This is a genomic window from Pseudoalteromonas sp. CO342X, from assembly GCF_004208915.1.
GTDB classification, from domain to species: Bacteria; Pseudomonadota; Gammaproteobacteria; order Enterobacterales; family Alteromonadaceae; genus Pseudoalteromonas; species Pseudoalteromonas maricaloris.
In genome coordinates this window covers 124,120-146,646 of the sequence record NZ_SGPH01000023.1, presented here as the reverse complement: position 1 = coordinate 146,646, position 22,527 = coordinate 124,120, and the positions used below count along the sequence as shown (strand labels likewise).

Here is a 22,527-nt window from a genome sequence, read left to right as displayed (position 1 = left end):
ATGGAGAAAGGGGAGAGCTTTGCCTATATAACCTGAGCTGCGGATAATTAATGCCTTTCTAGCAGCCTGTTTTAGCGCTAACTGCGTTGAATTCACTTCCAATAGCCAGCTATTGGTGCGTAAATTCGCCTTGTTTTCCCTAAAACTCTCTGGCTAGAAAAGTAAAAAACTAAGTTGTTCTTTAGAAACAATGAGTTGGAACATTCCTTATCCAAACCTCAGGTTATTTAGAAAAGCCAAAGGTGCTTTCTGATCTTGTAGCTAGTTTGAACTTACCGTTACTGTGATGACATCTGAGTAAGTACCTGCGGCATTTAGGCCGTTGGAAAGCGGGGTGATATTCAACGGCGTTGCTTTGGTTTCACCACTACTACCGGTACCTGCAGCTGTTGCATTGGTGTGCTGATATACACCATTTTGCAGATCTATCCCTTCGCTATCACCAATATTTAGGGTGTAAGCCAGTTTGCTGCCTTGACCGTTATCGGAAACTAAAAATCCGCCATTGGCAGAGCTATAAGAAGTGGTTGCGTTTTCGCCGGTATTGCACCAAACCTCTAATACGCCAATCTGCTGGGTTGTTTGGGATGCGTCTAGGTTTAGTCCCGTGGTGTTGTTTTCAGTACTAATTGTTTTGCAAGTGGGGTCTATAGTGCCTTCAAAGGAGAATTTACTTTCAGAAGCCGTTGTATCAATAACTGCAGCATGCACAAACATAGGTGCGCTTACTAAAACTGCAAAGAGTGATTTTTGTATGGTGTTCATGGCTTCTTCCCCCTCAAATAAAGTACAGCAGTTATGTCTCAATTTGCAAGTGAAATGCCACGGGCTGCGGGATATTTTATCTGTAGATTTGGGGGAGAGTAGAACATTATCTTAGCGCTATAAAGTAATCGCCGGGATGTATAATTACTTGCCCGGCCATTTACTTTATTTGGGGGAGGGCAACGAGTGCTTTTGTCAAACGCTCACTGCCTCATTATTTTGTTAGTTAGGGCTAACCGTTACTGTGATGGTATCAGAGTATGTACCCGCATCGTTTAAGCCATTTGACTGTGGTGTGATCTTCAACGTAGTTGCTTGCGTGTCACCTGCGCTGCCTGTGCCTGCAAGCGTAGTTAGATGCTTATAAGTACCGCTTTGTAAGTCAACACCTGAAGTGCTGCCGATATCTAGCGTGTAAGCAATTTTGCTGTTTTTGCCGTTATCAGCAACTAAGAAGCCGCCGTTAGCAGAGCTATATTCAGTTGTTGCATTTTCACCTGTGTTACACCATACGTCTAGCGTACCAATTTCTTGAGTTTCTTGAGTAGAATCTAGATTTAAGTTAGTTACGCTGTTTGAGCCACTATCAGTTTTACACATGGCTTCAATAGTACCTTCAAAGGTGAAACTTGCTTCATTTCCTGTTGTTTCTACTACAGCAGCTGCCGCAGTCATTGACGTGATTGCTGAGGCAACAAATAGTGATTTAAGTAATGTGTTCATGGCGCATCCCCTTGAATAAAGTACTGCTTTATAATTTGTGTTAGGTTGAATACCTAGTTATTTCAAATTAAAAGCAATTGGTGTGCCAATGTTTTTAATGTTTGTTTTCTTTTTATTTTTTTGTTTTTTTGTTCTTATAATTCAAGTTGTTATCTTGGGTAGACAGTGAGTGATAAATTGTCGCGATAGTAGCCTGCGGGCATAAGCTCGGTATTACCTAGCTGAAATTCAAAGCCAAACCACGAATCTCTGACGCCGGGATAGAAATTATAGCTTCGCGTTAAACGTTCTGATGACGATATTTTGACGTTATCGAAACTAATTGCGTAATCAATAAGGGCTCGTTTGTTGGTTTCATGACGCAAGCCGTTATATTCAGAGTCTAGGACGATATCGTATGAGCTATTACTCAATATTTTTATACCCCAGTAAAAGCGCATATTCGTTTTTAGTTCGCCTAAGTCTATGAGGTAGTGACCATCATCGCCCGACACTTTACCTTTGCTTGAGTTATCGAGCGAGATGGCGATTTGTGGCTCGGCGTAATAGGTCATCTCCAGATATTGCTCTGCGATGACCTTGTTGCGCCTTACAATAGACACTTTTACCGCACCATAGTAATAACCCGCAGGAAACAAACTGTAGTGCCTTAAGCGCATCCACATTTGTGTAGAGCGGCTAGTTAAGTTTGCTTTGGCGATACCGTTTTTAACGTTAATACGTTTGTATTGAGAGTCCAGCAGTCTAGCGTATTTATCTTCAGTCGGGCCCGAGAAGACAAACGAATAATAATATGTATCTTCAACCCAGATTTCATCGGCACAATTTAGTAGCGAATCCGAAACTTGTATTTTTAGCGGTAAATATACAGTTACTCGATTACCATACTCTTCTTTTATCTCGGCTGAGTTAGAGGTCGCTAAAAAATTGCCATCACATTTATTGCGCTTGGCCAATGCAACAGGCGAGATCAAATAGCTGAGTGCAAGCAGCAAAAATAGTGCGAACTTCATTTGTTTGGATCTCCCTGTAATTGTGCTTGCTCAAGCGTGATGGTGCCAATTTTGATAAATCGTTTTTCGCCATCATTCACGGTAAATCGTCCGACGATGTCATTAATTTCGATTAGGTAGCTACCTGTACTGATACCTTCTACAACAAATCGACCCACTCGGTTGGTAAAAAAGGTGCGATTGATTGGAGCGTTGTCACTGTCGCCGGCACTAGATTGCCTTATTACTTGTCCTCTTCCCAGTGCAATAGGTGTGCCTTGTTCGTCGACTACTGTACCTATCACGGTATAAGACAGGTCCGAACCTACTTGAATATGGTGCCCTGTATTGGCGCCACCTACTAATTTATAAGTACCGGGACCCCAATCATAACCCAGAGGAGCGTTGGGTACATCAATATTAAATTGATAGTTGGTGTAGCCAGTGCCCAAGTCAATTAATGCGCCAATGTGTTGCGTTGGTTGGTTTTGTGCACGGCCAAAGCGGTCGACGTTAACTAATACGTCGTTATTTTTTAATGTTTTATGTTTAGTAACTACAGCAAAAGGAGTGGTAGTGGTGGCGCCCATACCAAAGTGACCATCAGCAAAACCTATACTTGACGATAAGTTAACACTGGCGGAGCTGTCACTCATAAATTGCGAGCGAGTGTAATTACTTGCGGTCATATCAGCTCTAAAAAATGCGTTAGTATGGCTGGCTTTTAGCTGTTCTTGCCTATACCCACTGCCTTTTTCCGCCCGTAATTCATAGCCATAGTCATTGACGTAGTTATTGTTTGTTTTGGCATAGCTTACGCTGGCGACTTTACTACGGTTGTTATATTGAGCTCTCGTGCGGACGTTGTCTTGGCGGTTGTAATGATTCCACGTAAAGTTAAGCACGAATTGATTTTCAGAGACGACACGAGGGTCGTCGCTGACATTATGGTTATATCCAACTCTTACCCTAGCCCCTTCATAGCGAAAATTAAGCTCAGCAGAGAGGTTCTTGGTGACCAAATCTTCATTATTTACTTGCCGCGTTGCGTTGAGCGTAAAGTCTATGTGGTCGTTGATAATATAGCTGTAGTCAGCAAAAGCCCTTTTGTTATTGCTGAGCGTGACTTCTTCAAGCCAAGGCGAGTTGCTAAAGTCTTCCATGATTTCATAACCCAAACGTAAGTTGGGCGAGCCATAATTACCATGACCAAAAATACTATGCTCTGTTTCTATCGAGAAAGCATTGCCGGAAATATCAGACGTTTTACTTTGCGAGTAACGCAGCGATACATTTCCCAAAGGGCTACTGAATGTGGTGATTGAGCCAAATACTTGACCTTGTGGATGGGCCGCGCCATTAACTCCAAGTGAGAGTTTATCGGTAACGCCATATTCGTAACTACCAGAAAGCAGCGCGTCGTCGTCATAATGATAACGACCATCATCTACTACCGATAAAAAACCAACTGCTAGCGAGTAGTCACTCACACCTTGAGCCAATAGCCGAGAGTTATAGTGACTAGTAAAATGGAAGTGCTGGGTTTCACCGTTGGCATATGTCGCAACAACGTGAATATTATTTATGCCTGAAGTCAGCGGTAAGTCATTGAGGTCATAGCGTCCCGCTTTGAGGCGTACTCTAGAAATCAAAAACTCATTAATAAATATCTCAAGTGTTGCAGGGCGGGGTAACATAAACTGTTGGCTGTTACCTGGGGTGATCTTACGTTGGGGTTGCAGCTTTGAATAGGCGCTTGCGACTTTGAAGCCTGCAAGTGGAGCACCCGATAAATGGCCATTGTTACTGCTTTGGGTATCACCTAAAGTGAATCGTCTCGGTTTTTCGGGCTGATCGTAAAATACCGCTGTATCACCACGGTAGACGTGACTTTGCTCGGTGCTGCCGCTTTCCCAAAAAACCGAACTGTGCATATTTATGCCGTTGCTACCGCCAACATTGGCATTTATAAGCCATTCGAATTGTGAGTGGTAGTTTTGATTATTGTCACTACGCTCATGGTTTAGGTTGAGATTATTCAGTAAAGCCCAACGCGCTTCTTGTGTTGGTTGTTCAAAGTATTTCTTTCTGCCATAAGAAAGCGTGTCTGTAGCCATGGCCGCTTCTGCTAGCGACATGTCTATAGTGAGATCTTGTGCCTTGAGATCAAGCGTAATTCCCTTTGCTTGTAACATATCTAGGGTGACCTCGTGCTCCTCAAGACTTGAGAGCCAATCGAGTACGTCTTTACTTAATACGGATTGTAGATTTTCCTTCAGCTGCATGGCTGAAACCGATTTTAAATCGTATCCATCTACAGAGGCAGAAACTTGCCCCACCTCGGCATTATTCAGCCGAACGGGAAAATCCATTGAATAAACCGCCGCCCATGCGGGGGCTGTCCACATCAGATAAAGTGGAGTAAACCAAAATTGTTTTAAACGAGGCAAGCGCAGGCTTGAGCGCACTGTTAACATCTAGCTATTTTTTACTTAGAAGCCAGTAGATTGATAAGCTCTACTGTTTTACTCGGCTTGTCATTGAGCAATGGCTGTAAATTTATCACCATGGTGTGATTTGGCATTATAAAACGGCCCGCAGTAACTGACTGAAACTTCACCCAATCTATGACAGTCGCGCCATCGTGGAAACGGTATTCAAACTGCGATAAGTCCAGTACTCGGTCACCTTGGTTACTTAGGGTGAGTGTACATTCGGTTAGCTCTTCACATTGCAGCGCGCTGTTTATTTGCGATTGAACACCATCCGGACTAACAAACACTAAAGTGGCAAAGTTAAATACCATTTTAACGCCAGATGCTTCATCTTCTCCGGGAAGTGGCAGCTGTTTGAAGACAATGCGATAAGACTGTGTTTGTTTGAGTTCGGGCGAACCTAGGTATTTTGCTCTGAATACTTGATAACTTTTTGCCGGCACTTCCACTTGCGGAGGCAGCACAATAAAGTCTTCTTCGGCGCTGATCAGCACTTCTTTTTGGTGCTCGTCAAAAGTACGTTTAAGTACCTCTATCTCGATGGGTAAAGGATTGTCACTGGGGTTTTGGAGGCGGTAGGTCACGAGTGACTTTTTACCATGTGACGAGAGGTCGACAATCATAGGTTGTACTTGGTAAGCCAAAGCCGGAGCTGCTAAACAAAAAAGCAATAACAACAATATACGCATTCAAACTCCAACACTGAGAAGACCAAAATTTCCGCTATACGATACCCAGACTATTTGGTATTACAAGGGTAACATATACGCTTTTTTTAATAATAACCAAATAGTATGGTTGAAATTAGAAGAGTGACAGTTTTTCACAAACCCGAATAAATCTACATTGCTTCAGTCTTCAGGACCAAGTAAAGTAAAGGTTAAATGTTTACGCATATCTTTTAAAATCACCCCTTTTTTCAGCATGGCGGCGCTTAAACGCTTTTGCCATTTAAGAAGGTCCGGCCTTGCGGCTTCCAATGCTTGTTCATTCTCAAATTGGAAAAAGAGTATTAATGAACCGGGGAACAAGTGATATTCCACATCAAACCAACATTGCACCATGCCGGGAATTTCTGCACGAGCTTGTTCTTCGAGTTTATCTGCAATGGTGAGTACCAAAGCTTGCTGTTTTTCTTGTACTTTTGAGAGCTTTTTCATAATGCTATGGATGTAAGAGGCCAAAAGCCTAATTATACTCAAGCTTGTGGGCAATCAACAACTTTGTTGATGATTGCCCGCTCAAAGTGAATTGCTTTTTCAATTCACTTTGAGCCGCTTTTTTCGAATTATGGTGCTGACAGCGCAAGTTTTGGCAGCGGTAGTTGGATTGATTCTGCACTGACGGGTTTTCCGCTTAAGAATGTTTGCATTCTGGCGAGCACTAAGGGTGAGCTTGTATAAAGGTTGTGGCCCGCATTGTTGACCATAATCTGGGTCAAATTTGTAAGTCCTCTCACAGCTTCAAGCTGTTCTTCTGGATACGTTCTACCGTCTAGACTCCCCGTAAACAATAAAGTTGGGATGCTGGATGTGGGAGCTGCTCTAAAATTATCACCTAAATCTAGTTTTTTATCTATCAAGTGAAGTGTTGGCATTGGAAAGTTAAGCTTGTCGCCAAGCAAGGCTGTTGGCGATTGGGTTGTCACTTTTGCAAGGCGTTTAGCGGTGATCCCTGAAGCTACATCCATCGCCAGCGGCATCAGTTTGAATGTAATGGGCTCATCGGTAAACATTCCACGCTGTAAAACATGCTTTAACAGCTCGGTATTGCCGTTATCTAAACCTAAATAAACGTGAATTAGCATGGCAAGATATTGGTTAGGATCGGCAATCATCATGCTAGCTAACGACTGAATATGATGCTTTTGAAATAACATGGGTGTTTTTGAGCCGTCTTTTTGTGTAATTTGAAGTGCAATAGGCTGTTGCTCAAGTTTACTGTGCACTCGGCGCATCAAAGCGGGTAGATCCGAAACTTGTTGTTTAAGCGCTTGCTGATTGATAATTCCTTGAACTCTTTCAAAGTATCGATCGGTTTGATGAGGTAGTTTAACGGTCTGATTGAGCCCTTCAGCACTGGCGATAATTACTTTGTCAAGATGCGCTGGCATCGCTTTTATGGCACTGAGTGCCAGATGGCTGCCGTAAGAGATCCCCCAAAGTGATACTTTGTCAGCTTTTAGGTGTTTTCGTAAGTCGTTTATATCTAGTGCATTCTGCTCGGTATTATAACCATATACATCAATGTCTTGAGACTTCCATTGAGTAAAGCATTGTAATGCGGCTTTGCGGTAGCGGTCTGCAATTTGCGCTTCAGTGGTAACAGAATTAAGCGTAATGTGTTCACTAGACACGCAAGGAGCAGCTTGCTCTGACTGGCCCGTACCTCTTTGGTCTAGCGCAATAACATCACCAAACTCTCTTAGTGCTTGAAATAACGGAAATCTTCGCCACTTGGCAGTCGCGATCCCTGAACCGCCGGGGCCACCAGATAAATACACGATAGGTGAACCTTTATTGCTGCTGGTTGCAGGAAAGCGCACATAGTTGATTCTAATTTTTTTGCTTTTGGGGTTATTCCTGTTTTCAGGCACCCAGAGGTGCCCAGCTATGGCATCCGTTGTTTCCCCACTGTTGGCTTGAAACTCGATTTGTTGCTCATTGCTGTACAGCACTTGCTTATCGCCGCCGTTCTCAGCGTTTACGTATAAGCAAGTGAATAAGCTTAACGCGGCTATTAATGTGTGTGTTGATCGCATAGTATTACTCCTTAATAGTTTGCTTTTATTGAATACCATGGCAACTTAATGGGGTAGCGAATTTCTATGAGAGGCCGATATTTACTGGCTTTTAGGCTCAGCGGTAGTAAAAGGCCGACGAACGGTAAAAGGAAAAGCGGTAGAGTGTGAATATTAATCTTGTACTTTATTTAGTGATGGCAGTGTGTTGCTCGGGCGCGCTAGGTAAGGCTTATGCCAGTCAACCTTTGTTGTCATTTTCTTATGATCAAGCCGTGACGGTTTGCCCATGGTCAGTCTCGGCAAAAGAAATTCCACAATTTACTGAGCCGCAATGTCACCGAGCTAAGTTATCTGAGATTGACCCGCAAAATCAGGCTGTTTGGGTGTTAATCGAATTTGAGCGAGTGAAATTAGCCTCAATACCAAGGCCCGTAGGGTTGTATTTATTCGCTAAATCATCAAGCGAAGTCTTTTTAAATGGTAGTAAGGTGGGGAGCAGCGGCTTTCCTGCCGTAGATAAAACTGAGCAAATAGGCAAAATGGACAGCGTATTTTATTTGCCAGACTCACTTATAAAGAAAAGCAATCAACTGGTGTTTGGTCTGTCTGCGCAGCATAGCCTTATTTCATTAGGATACCCAATACATTTTGTTGGGATAGGGCAATTTGGTGATCCTAAGCAATATATTCAATCATTTAGTGGCTTGGGCCTGATTTTGGTTGGTGCCTTTTTGTTGGGCGCGTTGTACTTTATAAGTCTGAGCTTTGGTCGTTATGGCAATACAAGCGTTCGGATATTTTCCGCACTGTGCCTGCTTGCAGCAATGCAGCTCAGTGCTGAAATATCGCGAGGATTAGTTGACTATGGCTATGTATGGCATGATATTCGACTGTTGACTGTGACGGCGTTGTCGTTTTTATTTGGCACTTTGTTGCTTGTATATAGCTCCTTAAAAGTCGCAGAAAAGCACGCTCTTCACTGGGTTTATATTGGTACTATTGTCACGCCTATTGTTATTATTTTTGCTCCAGGCTTTGATGCTAAAACCACTGCCGGAGTCTTTGTGCCATTACTCGTTAGCTTAGTTCAACTAGGCTATGGTTGGCGACGCGCCAAAAACAATAATTTGGCGACTTGGTTTGTGGTGCAGTTGTTGGTGGCTGCAACCGTACTCTTTGTTGCATCAAGCTTTCACGAAATTATTCACTTTGTGATCATTGCAGTCTTGCTAGTCTACCTTTTCATTCGTCAAGCTAAAGAGTTTCGTGCTCAGCAAGTGCAGCTGAGCAGTGACCAAGCTCAAATTTCCAAGCTTGAGTTTAAACTCGCGCAGAATAAACAGCTTCAGTCTCCTTCTAAGCTGGAAGTCAGTATTGCAGGTAAAACTGACTATGTTGTGCTCACGGATATTGCGTTTTGCAAAGCTGCAGGGGACTACGTTGAGCTGCATATGAAAGACACCACGCAGAAGCTGTTTACAGGCTCACTAAAACAACTCGAACTTACTTTGCCCTCTATTTTTGTAAAAACACATCGTTCTTATTTAACTAATCTAAATGAAGTGGTGTCATTAGAAAGTGATAATAATCAAAGCAATTTGAAATTAACCAATGGAGCAAGTGTTCCCGTCAGTCGTCGGCTTGTCCCGTCGGTTAGGGCGACGCTTAAAGCGTCTAATAAACCCTAAGCGCAGCTGATCTTTTAAATTGGGTTTTGCAGAGCTGAAATTAAATACATCGCTCCGTTTGGCTCTATATGGCCATCGCAGTTGCCGCTTTCTATTTGAGTGGTGCTCAATGCGGCTTGACCATCGGTTGGTAAATAAAGCGCTTTTGATACGCGTCTGCAGCTCTTTGATTGGATAGTTTGCTGTTCGACGATAAGAATATGTGCACCGCCTATCACGTAAGCGTTGGGAATGTTGGTTTGGGCTAGGTAGGCGACTTTACAGGCTCTATCGTTACTGAAACCGTTTGCTATTATTTCTTTTGAAGCAGGGGTTGAAACGGTAATAACACAATTTTCACCAATGGATACAGAGTATTGTCCCAGTTGCCACTCTGCTGCTACACCGCCTTGTGCAGCCGCTAAATTATTTATGCCGATCGTTGCTATAAGTGCTAAATATTTCATGAAAGCTTCCTCACATATCCTCATTAATTCTTTTGTGGTCACTCAACATCAGTATCTCACCCAGCAGCTGAAAGTTACTAGGTTAAATACACAATTGGTTGGGGCTTACGCTTCAACCAATTGGCGCTGAAAATACCCTTTTAGAAAATCGAGCAGTAATCGAACTTTTTTAGAGTTGGCATTGCCCTCTGGGAAAACGCCATAAACATGTATGTCTGGCAGCGTGTAATCTTTTAATACGGGAACCAAAGTACCGGCCTGTATTTTTGGTAACGCATCGTAAGTCGGAATTCGTCCAAGACCGTGACCTCCCTCAACAAAAGCGGTGCGTGCCGCTGCATTGTTGGTGCTTATATCGCCTTTCATCGTGATGCTATAGGCCCGAGCCCCTTTACTCAATGTGAGTGCGCCCGATGTCAGCTTGTAAATCACCCATTGATGCTGGTAGAGATCGGTGGGGTGTTTGGGGACGCCGTACTTTTGCAAATAGTCGGGCGATGCGCACAGGCAGGTTTTTAGCACTGAAAGTTTACTGGCTTGCAAACCTGAATCGGGAAGTGGTGCGCCTCGAATGGCCAGATCAATCCCTTCTTTGATGATATTGACGACTTCATCTGTGAGCATGATATCGAGCTGAATCTTTGGATACATAGCTCTAAATTCATTGAGTGCAGGCACTATGGTTTGCAAGCCAACATTAACAGGGCAGGTAAGCTTTATTAGACCGATAGGCTCTTTCTTTAAATTCTCAATTTGCTGGTTTGCGGCAAAGGCTTGCTCTGCAATCACACGGCAGCGCTGGTAGTATTCGCGACCTGCCTCTGTAAGTGAAATAGTGCGAGTCGAGCGATTGAGCAATTTTATGCCTAACTGTGACTCCAGTTTTTTGACATGATAACTCACCACTGCACGAGACAAGTTTAAATGCCTGGCGGCGCCGCTTAAGGTGCCTTGCTCAATAACTTGGGCAAAAACGACCATGCTTTTAAGTTGCTCAAACGAAATGTCCACGCATTACTCCACTGGTTGAGATGAATTGATTGTATCAATTGTTTGAACAAAGAGTTAGCTTTTGTCTGCATTGTTTAACTTGTCTTAAGTTCATACTTTTATATTTATCCGCAGGCTAAATAGCCTGAAGTTTCAAGAAAGAATGAGAGGTAACTTTGATGACAGCAAAGAAAATTCTAATGGTGTTAACGTCACATGCAGAACTTGGCAATACAGGTGAGAAAACAGGGTTTTGGATTGAAGAGTTTGCCGCACCTTACTATGCCTTTGTAGATGCAGGGGTAGAAGTAACGCTTGCTTCACCAAAAGGTGGTCAGCCGCCAATTGACCCAAAAAGTGAACAGCCCGATTTCCAAACCGACAGTACTAAACGCTATTTTGATGATCAAAAAACGCAGGAACTGGTGGCAAATACGGTGCCACTGGCTGAGGCGAACGCGGCAGATTTTGACGCTGTGTTTTATCCTGGCGGTCACGGACCATTATGGGATTTAGCAACAGATGCCAATTCAATCCAATTGATAAGCGCCTTTTTAGCAGCAGATAAACCAGTTGGTGCGGTGTGCCACGCTTCGGCGGTGCTAATGGATGTAAAAACCACGTCGGGTGAGTATCTGGTAAAAGGTAAAGTGGTGTCTGGTTTTACGAATAGTGAAGAGGCGGCAGTTGGGCTGACTGATGTTGTACCGTTTTTATTAGAAGATGAGCTAGTTAAACGAGGCGCTGATTTCCAGAAAGTCGATGATTGGAATGTGTTTGCTGTTAGAGATGGCTTACTGTTTACAGGACAAAATCCAGCAAGCTCTGAACTTGTCGCTGAGAAAATGCTGACGTACCTAAACGAGCTGTAACCTGCTTATTAAAAGGAATAAATCATGAGTAACGCAATAAACCAAACTCAAAACGCACAAACGAATCGTCGCATTACCTTAGCGTCACGCCCACATGGTGCACCAACGCAAGAAAATTTCAATTATGAAGAAGCACAGATCCCAACGCCGAAAGAGGGGGAAGTGCTCCTTCGTACCGTCTTTTTGTCGTTAGATCCATATATGCGTGGCCGTATGAGCGATGCAAAATCTTACGCTGAGCCGGTTGCTATCGGTGAAGCGATGGTAGGTGGCACAGTATCCCGAGTTGAAGCGTCAAATAATCCTAAATTCGCCAAAGGTGACTGGGTACTCGCGATGAGCGGCTGGCAAGACTACAGCGTTTCGGATGGCACTGGCTTACTTAAGTTAGACAACAATTTACCCAACCCATCATATAGCTTGGGCGTGTTAGGGATGCCAGGCCTTACCGCCTACATGGGACTGATGGATATCGGTCAGCCAAAAGCTGGAGAAACTGTAGTCGTTGCCGCAGCAACAGGTGCTGTAGGTAGCCTTGTTGGACAAATAGCAAAACTGCAAGGCTGTAGAGTAATAGGCATCGCTGGTGGCGCCGAAAAATGCAGTTACGCTACCGAGACACTTGGTTTTGATGCCTGTCTTGATCACCGCAAGGATGACCTCGCTGAACAATTAGCGCAGGCATGTCCATCAGGAATTGACGTTTATTTTGAAAATGTGGGTGGTAAGGTGTTCGATGCAGTTATGCCATTGCTTAACTCAAGTGCCCGGGTTCCACTATGTGGGTTGATCTCTCAATATAATGCCACTGAATTGCCATCGGGACCTGATCGTATGTCGATGCTGATGGCGACACTGCTGATTAAGCGAGTGAAAATGCAAGGCTTTATTGTATTCGACGATTATGGACATAGATACAACGAGTTCAGCGAAGCGATGCTACCATGGCTAACAGCGGGCAAGATTAAGTACAAAGAGCACTTAGTCGAGGGGATGGATAACGCAGTCGAGGCATTTATTGGCTTATTGGAAGGTAAAAACTTCGGCAAACTTGTCGTGCGCTTAGGTCCAGACGAACTCGTATAATTATATTTATCAGGAAAAATTAGATGTTAACTGTTCACCACTTAAACGAATCACGCTCGACAAGAGTACTTTGGCTTTTACATGAACTCGACATGCCTTATGACCTTGTTGAGCACCAGCGAAACTCTGAAACGCGCCTTGCGCCTGAAAGCCTAAAACAGGTGCATCCGCTTGGGAAAGCGCCTGTGCTGGTCGATGACAACCTAGTTTTATGTGAGTCTGGAGCCATTATGGAGTATTTGCTCGATAAGGCACAAGACAGTCGTTTGCGACCAGATGCGGGGACTCCTGAATACTATCAATATCAAGAATGGTTGCACTTTGCTGAGGGGTCATTGGCGCTGCCGGTGCTCGCATCTTTGATGATGAAGATGGAGCAGCGTACAGGCGATAAACCAATGGATGGTTACATTGCTAAAGAAGTCAATGTCGACTTTTCTTATATAGATGCCACACTCGCCAAGCAAAGCTATTTCGCAGGCAACGACTTTACCGCCGCCGATATTATGATGACGGTGATGCTAGAAATCGCAGACAAAGTCGGTTTGCTCACAGCGCATAGCAATATCAAGGCTTACCTTGAAAAAGTGCAAGCTCGCGGTGCATATCAAGCTGCACGAAGCTACGGTTAGCGCTTTTAAAGGCCAGAGCTTTGCTCTGGCTTGTGGTGCATAGGTGTCGCGGCTTTAATCATTTTATAGTGCGAAAATCACAGTTTTTCTGGCGTATATTAAAAAGCGATTTCGTTCAGTGCCTTTAAGGAAGTATATCTCAAGGTCATTTTTTACCTCTGCAAGTTGTAATAAAGTAGGTAAAATAGATTACAGTAATAGATCAGCTTTCTTAAGCACTCGTTTAAAAGTTAATTCTTTCGATTCACCAAGACTTGATTTTAGAGTATAGTTTTGTAAGTCAGGGTTGTAGTTTGAGGATATCTAATATCTGATTGGCTAGCCTAAGGAATGTACATTAAGATTTAGGAGAGTCTGTGAAGAAAAAGCAATTGCCGTCCATCATACAAAAAAATCGTTGGCGTCGAAGACTATCTTCAAAAAGGCTTAAAAAGGCGAAGCGTAGTGAGCAGTATTCACTAAAATTAACTCGAAAAGGACTTCGTTTCGTTAAGTCCCCTGTCTCAATAAGGGTCATCGCACCTTTTAATATAAGTTTAGGAAAAAAATACCACAATAGTTGTGTCAATTTTGTAACTGAGTTAGGGGCGGCCGTTAGACAAGCATCGATCTCTCTACAAACCGTGTGTATATGTTTCCGAGATACTGAGCATATAAGTGCTTCTGCTGGAATTTATTTGCTTTCTAGTACAGAAGAGTACGTAATGAAGTTTCCAGGTGTTAAGTTTCAAGTCAGAGTTCCTCCTTCGGTTCCTTTAAACTCTATTAAAAGGCGAGAACCAGTGGTTCATGCTGCACTAAACAGGATCGGTTTTTACTCTGTATTATCTATAAAGCAGTCGTCTTTAAAGCCGATCCCACATGTCAATACATGGCATATCGAGTCTGATAAAATAGTAAAAGGAAACTTGGTTGGGAAAGCTTTGAATAAGTTAGAAAGCATTGGTATCGATCAAAAGGCGCTGTATCGAAGTGGAATTGAAGCTATGAATAATGCTATAGAGCATGCTTATTCCAGAGAAATTCCTAATGTCAATAAGTTTATAACGAAAAAGTGGTGGTTATTTGCTGGAGTAATAGACAATAAGCTTATTTTTCTTATTGCAGATAAAGGGCATGGTATACCGAATACAATTCCGTACACCCAGCCTCAAAACATAATAGATGAGATAAAGAGTAAAATGAAAGCAGTTTCATCGAAGGTAAGTGATACTGTTTTAACTGGTGATGTCGAGGCTATTCACGTAGCAACATTGATTAAGAAGACCAGAACAGAACTTGGCCATAGAGGCAAGGGTGGACCTGACCTGAGAAAATTTGTAGAATCTGAACCAAAAGCTAAACTGCAAATCTACTCAAATTTTGGAAGCTATTCATTCTCGATTACTTCAAAAGGGAAAAGTGCGCCTTTAGGGTTTAACAACAAGAGATCAATCCAAGGAACGATAATTGGATGGGAAGTTCCGTTACCAGAAGGCATGTCACAAAGGGCTTAAAATGATTATTAAAGTATCTGATTTTACAGAGTTTCCGGGACCCAGGCACAAAAAGTTTGGTGAGTTTAGCGGTGAAGAGTTCAGGGACTCGATTCTTGTACCAGCATTGATGGGTAATGAAACAGTAGTTGTGGATTTGGATGGAGTTATGGGGTACGGGTCGTCTTTTCTTGAGGAAGCATTTGCTGGTCTTTTAAGAGAAGGGGTTGCGAAAGACAAAGTATTAATGGTTGTTGAGAATTTAATCTCACGTGACGACCCATCATTGATCTCAGAAATTGATACATATGTGAAAGAAGAAATCGAGCGATGTTGCAAATAGGTACGATCATATTCGGGGCTTTAATTGCTGCATTACTAAGGGATTATCACCAAAAGCAGAAGACAAAGGTAGATACTATCCATTCCTTGATGGACAAAGCAGAGATTTTGCTTACGGAGATAATAGCTGATTTACAAGCGGTCGAAGAGTTTTGTGCTGTAAAGATGCCTTTGGCTGCCAATATTCAAAATAACTCGAGAAGCAAAAAAGATTTTAAAAGATTGCTTGAAAAGAGGCGCCTCATGGCAGTCGCCAAAGAAACTTATTTAAGAAAAATTTTTTCAGAGATAAATAACCAAGATAAGAAGATTTATCCAGTTCCTACCGACAAATTGTTTAGATTAAAACGCGCTATTGGTGAATTTTATGATGACCCTTCCTCTGCAAGCGCTTTAGCGAAGGTTGTAGCGGAAAAGAATGAATTGCTATTATCTTTTCATCGGCAGCCAGTCATTTGGTTTCCTTGGTTTTGACTCAAATAACTTTTTACTTATCAGTACTGATTTGGAATTTATCAACTCTGTAGCTTTCCTCAATACATTTGCAAAACACAGTAATAACGGTGTGGCCGAGAGGTAGTCAAAAGAAGCTATGCTGCTTCCTTGAATTTCGGGAGTCTTCACCTTACCTGTCGGCGAAAAAGCCTAATGACAGTATTTCTGCGAATCTCCCTTAAACTTTTTATAATCATGGATAAAATAATATTAAACCGCTAAACAGTGGCACCTTCAGAACGCTGAGTATAAAGTGAGTTATTGACAGCCCAGTTTTGCTGTTTACTTACAGACATAAAGTGATTGATGTTTATTGTGTTAAAACTTCACAGTTGGTCGGAGTCACTTCTTCGGAAAATACTTGATTAAAAGATTGCTGTGCCGATATTATGATGACGGTGATGCTAGAAATCGCAGACAAAGTCGGTTTGCTCACAACGCGTGGCAATATCAAAGCTTATCTTGAAAAAGTGCAAGCTCGCGCCGCATATCAAGCTGCACGCAGCTACGGTTAGGCTGTTTAAAAGCCAGAACAAAGCTCTGGCTTTTGCAAAAGTTACTTTCGCACACGACTTCTCCTACTTAAGAGCGCTCCGTCAACATGCCTGCTTTTTCATTTTTTGGTTTGGCTTTTCGGCCGTTTAATAAGATACCAATCACCGTATTTCTAACCATATAATGGTAGCTAATAATGCCTATCGTCACCGTCAGAGATAGAGCAATAATAAACTTGATGAAGACAGGTACTTCAAGGTTCGTAAGAGGAAGTTGAATATACACAAGGAGCGGAATATGGATGAGATAAATCCAATAGGAGGCATCAGAAATATAGCGACTTTGTTTGTTAAATCGACTCAACCATTTGAACCCCGCTAAATAAGCGACAGCAGTCCAACTGAGAATGGCGATGGTTTGAACTACAACGCTGATCAGATTGATTTTTTCAGGTGTTGCGTCGCCTGTTTTGACCGCGATAATGACTTTTTCAAGCGACGGTGATGGCGGCAAAAAGTAAAAGTATGCAACCAATGAAGTGCAGGCAATCATTAATAACCAGTTGAATCGCTTTGAGTAGCGAGTTACCGCCTCATGATGATGAAATAGTCCTGCTCCCAACAAAAATAAAGAGCCATAAAACCCGTAAGCCCACCAATGAGGTTGCAGTTTATCAGGAGCTGGAAATGGCACCATCAAATTGGACATAGATGCCGTGATGATAACTGGCAATATAACGCATAAAAAGACTGGTTTAACAACGGTATCAAGGATGTGTTGATAAAACTTTGGAAACTTGTGTAACAGCCAAAATAACACACAGAACTGACTTAAATACCATAAAAACCATAAATGCATGCTTGTCACCTGTGGCTCTTTTATCTGCTGCATAACACCAAATAACGGTGGTGGGGTGCTGGCAACACTGCTGCCCCAATGCATCGCATGTAATAACACCAGTAAGGTGAGCGGTAGGAAAATAATAAAGGGAATGAGTAGTCGTTTTAACCTGTTTTGAATATAAGCTTTACCACCACGTTTTTGCATAAGCAGGGCGGCACAAAAGCCGGCGATGATAAAAAATAGTGGCATCCTGAATAGGTGCGTCCACATGGCGAGGTAATTAAAAAAGACATTTTTTTCTGGATCGACACTGATCCAAAGGTTATGAAAATAAGGGCCGTGCGCCAAGGCCGCATGAAAAACAACGCCAAGCAATAGTGCTAAGCCTCGCATATTATCAATATAATGAAAGCGCGCGTTACTGTGCATTCCATAGTCCCTTTGTTAGGTTCTTATCAGTTGGCGATACTATATTTTCTTGCCCAATAAAATATTGAAGAAAAGCGAACTCTTTAGGCTGAATCGTTGTTACGAAAACATTTAATAACAAATAATGTGGATGACCGACTTTATTTTTATCCTGACTTGGATTCAAAATAGAGACTTTACTTAGCTGTAAACGGAGCCAGAATGAAAGCAAAATTGATATTTGCAAGCGCAGCATTAGCAGTAGGATTAGTGGGGTGTAATAGCGACAGTAGTGGTCCTGATGATGGTCAATGTGGTGGTGTTGACAACTCAAGGTTTGATATAACTGGCTTTAACCTCGGTGAATTTAGCGCTGATCAGGTAGGTGAGTGGGTTGACACTGAGTATGATGGCGTTGAACCTATTTCGTATCAAACACTCGTATTTCAACTTAAAGCTGATACGCAGTCTGTTGCGCAGTTAAGTGCACCGAGCTTTGAGTTTTCTTTAATTAGCACCGCTTATGCCTGTTCACCTGTTCCTCCCTATACCGATGAAAAAATTACGGATATAAATATTACCTCTAGCGCTGCATTTAGTGACGAGTTACCAGCAGGTTCAAGTTTAAACGATGTGTTTGATGTGGTGTTTATTGGCCTTGAATACAGCAATCAGGTTGCTTACCGCCAGTCAGAAAGTGGCGAAAATGACTACTTTTCAATATCCGAATTTTTAGATATGGAAGATAAAAAAGCGAGCGAATTTATCCAGCTTGCACTGAATAGTGAGCCCACTTACAAACAGAACCATGTATTTTATATTGAAATTTCACTGGATACCGGCGAGCAATTTTCGCTTGAATCTCAAGAGCTCAGTTTTACCGAATAATACTAAAAGTATCACACCACAGCGCTAAGCTGTGGTGCTGTGTTCACCGCTTTGAATGCTTGATTGAGGTAGCTCCAGCTGCGCTTCAATGGCGTGGATCAGCAACATCGCTTTATGCCACTGCTGTGAAAGTTGCCACATTTCCGCTAGTGTATTGATATTGCTTACCATCTTATCTATCGCCAGTGACGCGTGAGTACCTGCTAGAATTAAGTCGTCTTTCACATCGTCATGTAAACGTTGCAATGTCTCTTGCGCCAGCAACAGCTCTGTAGGTGTTACGCTTTGCCCATGTAAACTGGTTTTCATGAAGTGGCTAAGCTGGGCTTGGTATTCATTCAATTGTGCATGCAAGTCATGATGCTCTGCGAGTTGCTTATATGGAGCGTGTTCCGTTAATTGTTCTACACAGTGACTACAAGTAAACAAATACTGCTCAATACGCATGAGCTTAGCGAGTAGTGAGGTGGTCTGTGATGATAATGCTGATTGCTCTACCGATACAATAAAAAGGCTAATTTGCTGACACAGAGATTGAACTGCATGGAGTGCCTGTTCAACCGCGAGCTTATCGGTCGGGAGTAGGCATTTATCAAATTGGGCCAACACCTTATCTGCAACGAGTTTGGACTCAAGCAATAACGCATTGATTGCAAGCTCTGGCGTTTGGGCGATGGTATTATCTAAAAAGCGTGGCCTCGAAGCCGTCTCCTCGGCACTGCAAAAGCGTTTCATTAAAAAGCCAGCAAGCCTGTCATTGAGTGGAAAGATGAGTAGCACGCCCAAAATATTAAACAAAGTATGAAAAAGTGCCAATGACAACGCAGGATCAGCAGTGACGCCGAAAAGCGCGGTAAAATGGTTGATGAGATAAAACAACACAGGTAACACCGCGAAAGCGACCATCGCGGTGAATACATTAAATATGACCTGAGCCGCCGCGACGCGTTTGGCATTAGCTGTTGCGCCAATGGATGCCAGCATAGATGTTGACGTGGTGCCGACGTTTGCGCCGATGACCATCGCGCCTGCGGCATATAATCCAATCATGCCACTAGCAGCGGCGGTAATGGTCAAGGCGATGGAAGCACTGGAGGACTGAGTGAGAGTTGTCATCACCATGCCCACCAGCAAAAAGGTCAACATGCCGCTTATTCCCTCTGCGGTAAATTGGCTTAAATCAAAAGCAGCGACAATATGCTCAAATGCACCTTTGAGAATATCAATACCGATAAAAAATAGCCCAAAACCAACCAAAGCCATGCCTGCCGATGCCAGTCGTGAGCGAGGTAGTAGCAACTTCATCAAGGCACCAATGCCTATCAAGGGAAGTGCGATAGCTTGGATATTAAATTTAAATCCAACCGCTGCCACTAACCAGCCAGTGATGGTGGTGCCAACATTGGCGCCATAGACGATACCAAGCGCCTGATGCATGGTAATAAGACCTGCATTTACAAAGCCCAAAGAGGCCACGGTAACCGCGCTGGACGACTGCACTAAGGCTGTCATGCAAAAGCCAGCAGCAATACCGCGCTGAGGGGTTTTGGTCCACACTCCAAGCACTCGGCGCAGTGAAGAGCCGGCCGCTAGTTTCAGGCCGTCTGTCATCATGCTTATCGCAACTAAAAATATTCCCAAACCGCCGAGCAGCGTTCCTGCAAGTTGAAGTGTTTCCATATCCCTTCCGCGTATTACATTTTTACTCTGTTTGCTTGTTGCACAATATCACTTTTGTTGTGCTTTGCTTTGTTTAACGTCAACTTTTACCGTAGAACTCAAACTCTGCAGAAATTGCATAGGCGTTACGCCATTCCACGACTTAAACGCACGTATAAAGCTACGCTCATCTGAAAACTGTAGCGTATGCGCCACATCATACAAACTGCTGCCTTGAGTCAGTCGCAGTTTGGCCTGCTTGTTCTGTACGTTATTTTTGAGTTGCCTAAAACTGGTTTGATACTCAGCGAGCCTTCGTCTTAATGTTGCCGGACTGATATTGAGCTTGTCAGCCATTTGTTCTTGGCACAGTGTTCCCGCGTTAAGCTCACTATAGACTTTGTCGAGCAAGTTAGCATGGTCGTTGATCGACTGCTGGTGATGGAGTGTGTTTGCTAGTGAATGATAAATGGTATTGAGCGTTAGATGCTCTAGCTTCGCCAAATCTAATGATTGATTCGTTTCTTGGTATTGATAGGTGAGTAAGTAGCGATTGCTTAAGGGTTTAATGGGAATGTGGGTGATAACCGAGTTTAGCAGCGAGTTTGAGTCACTTTTGGTCTGCACTTGTGAGAGTTGAACTTGGGTGGTTTCTGCGCACACATATTTTACGAGGCCATGGATCAATATCAGCATGCTATCTAACATACAGCGAGAAAATTGCGCGTCAGCGGCCGTGGCATAGTCAAAGGCCGCATCATCAATTATATAACTCACTTGAGTGTGTGATACTTCGCAGAAATTGTAGGTCCCCGCGTGGATAAAGTTATAGCCACGGGCAAGCTCTTGTAAGAGCTGAGTAATGGTGCGGCAATGGCGCAGGCTATTGAATACAAATTCGTTGGTGCCAGGCAGAAGCTTTTTGCGGTTGAGGTTTAGACTTTCGTCATTGAGCTCGACAGCACAGTGTTCCATCACGCGCATAAACTCAATGGCATCTAGGGCGTCAATGGCTTTATTGATAGCCAAATACTGCGCGACCGCAGCAAATTCCAGTTTTGCTGCGGTGAGTGTTTGCTGCATCAATTGCACGTAGCAAGGTGCAATAGCGGTGTTTGACATAAATACGTAAGCTCATCCTGTCACTCTCAACAATTCAGTTAATCAACATCAACTCTAGATAGCAATAGTTTTGCGTTGCAACTTTAGTGCAGTATTTTGTCACCACCCGCGGAGGGGGCTGCTAGGGTGCACCTAACCAATTTTTGATTTGGTTGATTGCACTGGGTTCCCAGCCAAGCTCTAGGTGGTTGGTGGCTACAACCGCTGAGCCCGCCAAGTTACTTATTCCGGTACTATCGATGCAGCTACTGATAAATACAACGCCATCGGAAGGACCGGTATGTTCATTGTGAATAAATGCCATATCGGCCTGATCGCCGCAAAGATTATAAACTTGGACGCTGCTGTCGGTGCCAGCGCTACGAACTTGGTCTACCAGTGAGTTGACCGTAAACGTTGCAATACCTCGGCCTTTGCTCACAAACCCTAAGCCACCGTAGTAAGTGGTGTACCAATCTTGCTCTGTGGTGGGGAGTGCATATTTATCATCTAGTGCTTTTAGCATCTGCGCGGAGCCGGGAAAATAAGGCGAGTCGTAAACCCACTCGGAACTCGAATACCATAGGCCAAAACATAATATTTGATCATGCGCAGTAGGCCCATTTATGCTGCCGCCACATTGCGAATAAGCACCATAGGTATGATTAACGCCGTGACGAAATGACCAATCAATGCCGTTGTTGGGGGCACCGAGCATCACTAGTTTGCGTACGTCACTGTTGAATTTAGTGCTCCAAGCATTGGTCAAAGAAGAAATATACATGCGGGCATTAAACGCGCTTTTTGACCAAGTGACTAAATCGACTTGCGTTGCCCCCGTCTTATTTTTAACCCGAGCGATGGCATTGGCTATCTGCTCCGCCCAGATAAAGCCATCGCCATTTTTATGCGCCAGATTTAAGGCAAAGACTTTGTAATCATCATTGGCAAGCGCTTGCATTAAGCCTTGCGAAGGGCAGTTTTGTCGACCACAGCCGTAACTACCGGCCTCGTTTGGATTTGCCCAAGCCAAATCAGCATCTTGATTGGCACCGTGGATCAGCAACACCGGTGTTTGGCGGCTGTTACTATCCCAACCCGGCGCATGATAAAGCAGAAACTGCGCAGAGCTTGGTTGGTTAGATGCAAAGAAAGTAGCACGCTGACCTGATTGATCGCCACGGTTGTCAGCAGGAAAGCTTTCATTGCCGATATGCCCTGAGCTATCTCGCCATCTTTCAACCTTTTGCCAGCCATTGTTAATACCCGTGGTATAGGTGGCTTCAAGTGTCGCTGAAGCGTGCGCTACACCACTTGCTGCGAGTGAGATAAAAACGAGCAACCCATAAGTGTGAGTGCGCAAAGTCGTGTTTGTATTTTTCATATTTT

The 22,527-nt window shown here is 43.4% G+C and carries 22 protein-coding genes; 9 read left to right on the top strand and 13 right to left on the bottom strand.

Going from position 1 to position 22,527, the window contains the following annotated elements; genetic code table 11:
• Positions 1–261: 261 nt before the first annotated feature.
• From EXT47_RS12785 to EXT47_RS12755, 7 genes are all read right to left on the bottom strand, one after another.
• The gene (locus EXT47_RS12785; RefSeq protein ID WP_010370564.1) at positions 262–765 is read right to left on the bottom strand and encodes a hypothetical protein; all 504 of its coding nucleotides are present in this window, start codon (positions 763–765) and stop codon (positions 262–264) included.
• Between the two features lie 222 nt (positions 766–987).
• Positions 988–1,488, bottom strand: a complete 501-nt coding sequence (locus tag EXT47_RS12780; RefSeq protein WP_039492022.1) for a hypothetical protein — start codon at positions 1,486–1,488, stop codon at positions 988–990.
• A gap of 149 nt (positions 1,489–1,637) precedes the next feature.
• Positions 1,638–2,501 carry a hypothetical protein gene (locus EXT47_RS12775; RefSeq protein ID WP_039492023.1) on the bottom strand — a complete coding sequence of 288 codons (864 nt, stop codon included), beginning with the start codon at positions 2,499–2,501 and terminating at the stop codon, positions 1,638–1,640.
• On the bottom strand, positions 2,498–4,957 hold the full coding sequence (locus tag EXT47_RS12770) for a fimbria/pilus outer membrane usher protein (protein ID WP_039492024.1): 2,460 nt from the start codon (positions 4,955–4,957) through the stop codon (positions 2,498–2,500). The genes EXT47_RS12775 and EXT47_RS12770 overlap by 4 nt, the downstream gene beginning before the upstream one ends.
• An 11-nt stretch (positions 4,958–4,968) precedes the next feature.
• Positions 4,969–5,664 (bottom strand): molecular chaperone, encoded by a 696-nt coding sequence (locus EXT47_RS12765; protein ID WP_130126760.1) that lies wholly within the window; start codon positions 5,662–5,664, stop codon positions 4,969–4,971.
• Positions 5,665–5,826: 162 nt separating this feature from the next.
• Complete coding sequence (locus EXT47_RS12760; protein ID WP_039492032.1) at positions 5,827–6,135, bottom strand: hypothetical protein; 309 nt, start codon at positions 6,133–6,135, stop codon at positions 5,827–5,829.
• Between the two features lie 128 nt (positions 6,136–6,263).
• Positions 6,264–7,736 (bottom strand): alpha/beta hydrolase, encoded by a 1,473-nt coding sequence (locus EXT47_RS12755; RefSeq protein ID WP_039492033.1) that lies wholly within the window; start codon positions 7,734–7,736, stop codon positions 6,264–6,266.
• 146 nt (positions 7,737–7,882) lie between these two features.
• Between EXT47_RS12755 and EXT47_RS12750 the strand changes: the two genes are divergently transcribed.
• Positions 7,883–9,406, top strand: coding sequence for a LytTR family DNA-binding domain-containing protein (locus EXT47_RS12750; RefSeq protein ID WP_130126759.1), 1,524 nt, complete (start codon positions 7,883–7,885; stop codon positions 9,404–9,406).
• Between the two features lie 14 nt (positions 9,407–9,420).
• Here the strand turns inward: EXT47_RS12750 and EXT47_RS12745 are convergent, their stop codons facing one another.
• Positions 9,421–9,852 carry a hypothetical protein gene (locus EXT47_RS12745; protein WP_039492036.1) on the bottom strand — a complete coding sequence of 144 codons (432 nt, stop codon included), beginning with the start codon at positions 9,850–9,852 and terminating at the stop codon, positions 9,421–9,423.
• 105 nt (positions 9,853–9,957) lie between these two features.
• Positions 9,958–10,863, bottom strand: a complete 906-nt coding sequence (locus EXT47_RS12740; protein WP_039492039.1) for a LysR family transcriptional regulator — start codon at positions 10,861–10,863, stop codon at positions 9,958–9,960.
• Between the two features lie 158 nt (positions 10,864–11,021).
• On the opposite strand from EXT47_RS12740, the gene EXT47_RS12735 reads away from it, so the two are divergent.
• The 7 genes from EXT47_RS12735 to EXT47_RS24190 all read left to right on the top strand — a co-directional run bounded on the left by EXT47_RS12735 (position 11,022) and on the right by EXT47_RS24190 (position 16,259).
• Positions 11,022–11,714 carry a type 1 glutamine amidotransferase domain-containing protein gene (locus EXT47_RS12735; RefSeq protein WP_130126758.1) on the top strand — a complete coding sequence of 231 codons (693 nt, stop codon included), beginning with the start codon at positions 11,022–11,024 and terminating at the stop codon, positions 11,712–11,714.
• Positions 11,715–11,738: 24 nt separating this feature from the next.
• The gene (locus EXT47_RS12730) at positions 11,739–12,800 is read left to right on the top strand and encodes an NADP-dependent oxidoreductase (RefSeq protein WP_130126757.1); all 1,062 of its coding nucleotides are present in this window, start codon (positions 11,739–11,741) and stop codon (positions 12,798–12,800) included.
• 23 nt (positions 12,801–12,823) lie between these two features.
• Entirely contained in the window at positions 12,824–13,432 is a 609-nt protein-coding gene (locus tag EXT47_RS12725; protein WP_130126756.1) for a glutathione S-transferase family protein, read from the top strand.
• Positions 13,433–13,788: 356 nt separating this feature from the next.
• Positions 13,789–14,928 (top strand): hypothetical protein, encoded by a 1,140-nt coding sequence (locus EXT47_RS12720; protein WP_130126755.1) that lies wholly within the window; start codon positions 13,789–13,791, stop codon positions 14,926–14,928.
• A gap of 1 nt (position 14,929) precedes the next feature.
• Positions 14,930–15,250: an STAS-like domain-containing protein gene (locus EXT47_RS12715; protein ID WP_130126754.1), complete on the top strand. Its 321-nt coding sequence runs from the start codon at positions 14,930–14,932 to the stop codon at positions 15,248–15,250.
• On the top strand, positions 15,238–15,723 hold the full coding sequence (locus EXT47_RS12710) for a hypothetical protein (protein ID WP_130126753.1): 486 nt from the start codon (positions 15,238–15,240) through the stop codon (positions 15,721–15,723). The genes EXT47_RS12715 and EXT47_RS12710 overlap by 13 nt, the downstream gene beginning before the upstream one ends.
• A gap of 410 nt (positions 15,724–16,133) precedes the next feature.
• On the top strand, positions 16,134–16,259 hold the full coding sequence (locus EXT47_RS24190; protein ID WP_264294090.1) for a hypothetical protein: 126 nt from the start codon (positions 16,134–16,136) through the stop codon (positions 16,257–16,259).
• Positions 16,260–16,326: 67 nt separating this feature from the next.
• Here the strand turns inward: EXT47_RS24190 and EXT47_RS12700 are convergent, their stop codons facing one another.
• Complete coding sequence (locus EXT47_RS12700; protein ID WP_039492049.1) at positions 16,327–17,511, bottom strand: acyltransferase family protein; 1,185 nt, start codon at positions 17,509–17,511, stop codon at positions 16,327–16,329.
• A 201-nt stretch (positions 17,512–17,712) separates the two neighbouring features.
• Here EXT47_RS12700 and EXT47_RS12695 point away from each other — a divergent pair, with 201 nt between their 5' ends.
• On the top strand, positions 17,713–18,378 hold the full coding sequence (locus EXT47_RS12695) for a hypothetical protein (protein WP_130126752.1): 666 nt from the start codon (positions 17,713–17,715) through the stop codon (positions 18,376–18,378).
• 24 nt (positions 18,379–18,402) lie between these two features.
• Here EXT47_RS12695 and EXT47_RS12690 read toward each other — a convergent pair whose 3' ends face one another.
• The 3 genes from EXT47_RS12690 to EXT47_RS12680 all read right to left on the bottom strand — a co-directional run bounded on the left by EXT47_RS12690 (position 18,403) and on the right by EXT47_RS12680 (position 22,522).
• Positions 18,403–20,058 carry a Na/Pi cotransporter family protein gene (locus EXT47_RS12690; RefSeq protein WP_039492053.1) on the bottom strand — a complete coding sequence of 552 codons (1,656 nt, stop codon included), beginning with the start codon at positions 20,056–20,058 and terminating at the stop codon, positions 18,403–18,405.
• Between the two features lie 48 nt (positions 20,059–20,106).
• The gene (locus EXT47_RS12685) at positions 20,107–21,159 is read right to left on the bottom strand and encodes an AraC family transcriptional regulator (RefSeq protein WP_039492055.1); all 1,053 of its coding nucleotides are present in this window, start codon (positions 21,157–21,159) and stop codon (positions 20,107–20,109) included.
• A 121-nt stretch (positions 21,160–21,280) separates the two neighbouring features.
• A complete protein-coding gene (locus tag EXT47_RS12680; protein WP_130126751.1) occupies positions 21,281–22,522 on the bottom strand; it encodes a triacylglycerol lipase in 1,242 nt (413 codons plus the stop codon).
• Positions 22,523–22,527 lie beyond the last annotated feature (5 nt).

What these genes read in the sequence shown, in the direction of transcription:
- EXT47_RS12785 (WP_010370564.1), bottom strand. Translation starts at nt 765, where the DNA reads ATGAACACCATACAAAAATCACTCTTTGCAGTTTTAGTAAGCGCACCT.
- EXT47_RS12780 (WP_039492022.1), bottom strand. Translation starts at nt 1,488, where the DNA reads ATGAACACATTACTTAAATCACTATTTGTTGCCTCAGCAATCACGTCA.
- EXT47_RS12775 (WP_039492023.1), bottom strand. Translation starts at nt 2,501, where the DNA reads ATGAAGTTCGCACTATTTTTGCTGCTTGCACTCAGCTATTTGATCTCG.
- EXT47_RS12770 (WP_039492024.1), bottom strand. Translation starts at nt 4,957, where the DNA reads ATGTTAACAGTGCGCTCAAGCCTGCGCTTGCCTCGTTTAAAACAATTT.
- EXT47_RS12765 (WP_130126760.1), bottom strand. Translation starts at nt 5,664, where the DNA reads ATGCGTATATTGTTGTTATTGCTTTTTTGTTTAGCAGCTCCGGCTTTG.
- EXT47_RS12760 (WP_039492032.1), bottom strand. Translation starts at nt 6,135, where the DNA reads ATGAAAAAGCTCTCAAAAGTACAAGAAAAACAGCAAGCTTTGGTACTC.
- EXT47_RS12755 (WP_039492033.1), bottom strand. Translation starts at nt 7,736, where the DNA reads ATGCGATCAACACACACATTAATAGCCGCGTTAAGCTTATTCACTTGC.
- EXT47_RS12745 (WP_039492036.1), bottom strand. Translation starts at nt 9,852, where the DNA reads ATGAAATATTTAGCACTTATAGCAACGATCGGCATAAATAATTTAGCG.
- EXT47_RS12735 (WP_130126758.1), top strand. Translation starts at nt 11,022, where the DNA reads ATGACAGCAAAGAAAATTCTAATGGTGTTAACGTCACATGCAGAACTT.
- EXT47_RS12730 (WP_130126757.1), top strand. Translation starts at nt 11,739, where the DNA reads ATGAGTAACGCAATAAACCAAACTCAAAACGCACAAACGAATCGTCGC.
- EXT47_RS12725 (WP_130126756.1), top strand. Translation starts at nt 12,824, where the DNA reads ATGTTAACTGTTCACCACTTAAACGAATCACGCTCGACAAGAGTACTT.
- EXT47_RS12715 (WP_130126754.1), top strand. Translation starts at nt 14,930, where the DNA reads ATGATTATTAAAGTATCTGATTTTACAGAGTTTCCGGGACCCAGGCAC.
- EXT47_RS12710 (WP_130126753.1), top strand. Translation starts at nt 15,238, where the DNA reads ATGTTGCAAATAGGTACGATCATATTCGGGGCTTTAATTGCTGCATTA.
- EXT47_RS24190 (WP_264294090.1), top strand. Translation starts at nt 16,134, where the DNA reads ATGATGACGGTGATGCTAGAAATCGCAGACAAAGTCGGTTTGCTCACA.
- EXT47_RS12700 (WP_039492049.1), bottom strand. Translation starts at nt 17,511, where the DNA reads ATGCACAGTAACGCGCGCTTTCATTATATTGATAATATGCGAGGCTTA.
- EXT47_RS12695 (WP_130126752.1), top strand. Translation starts at nt 17,713, where the DNA reads ATGAAAGCAAAATTGATATTTGCAAGCGCAGCATTAGCAGTAGGATTA.
- EXT47_RS12690 (WP_039492053.1), bottom strand. Translation starts at nt 20,058, where the DNA reads ATGGAAACACTTCAACTTGCAGGAACGCTGCTCGGCGGTTTGGGAATA.
- EXT47_RS12685 (WP_039492055.1), bottom strand. Translation starts at nt 21,159, where the DNA reads ATGTCAAACACCGCTATTGCACCTTGCTACGTGCAATTGATGCAGCAA.
- EXT47_RS12680 (WP_130126751.1), bottom strand. Translation starts at nt 22,522, where the DNA reads ATGAAAAATACAAACACGACTTTGCGCACTCACACTTATGGGTTGCTC.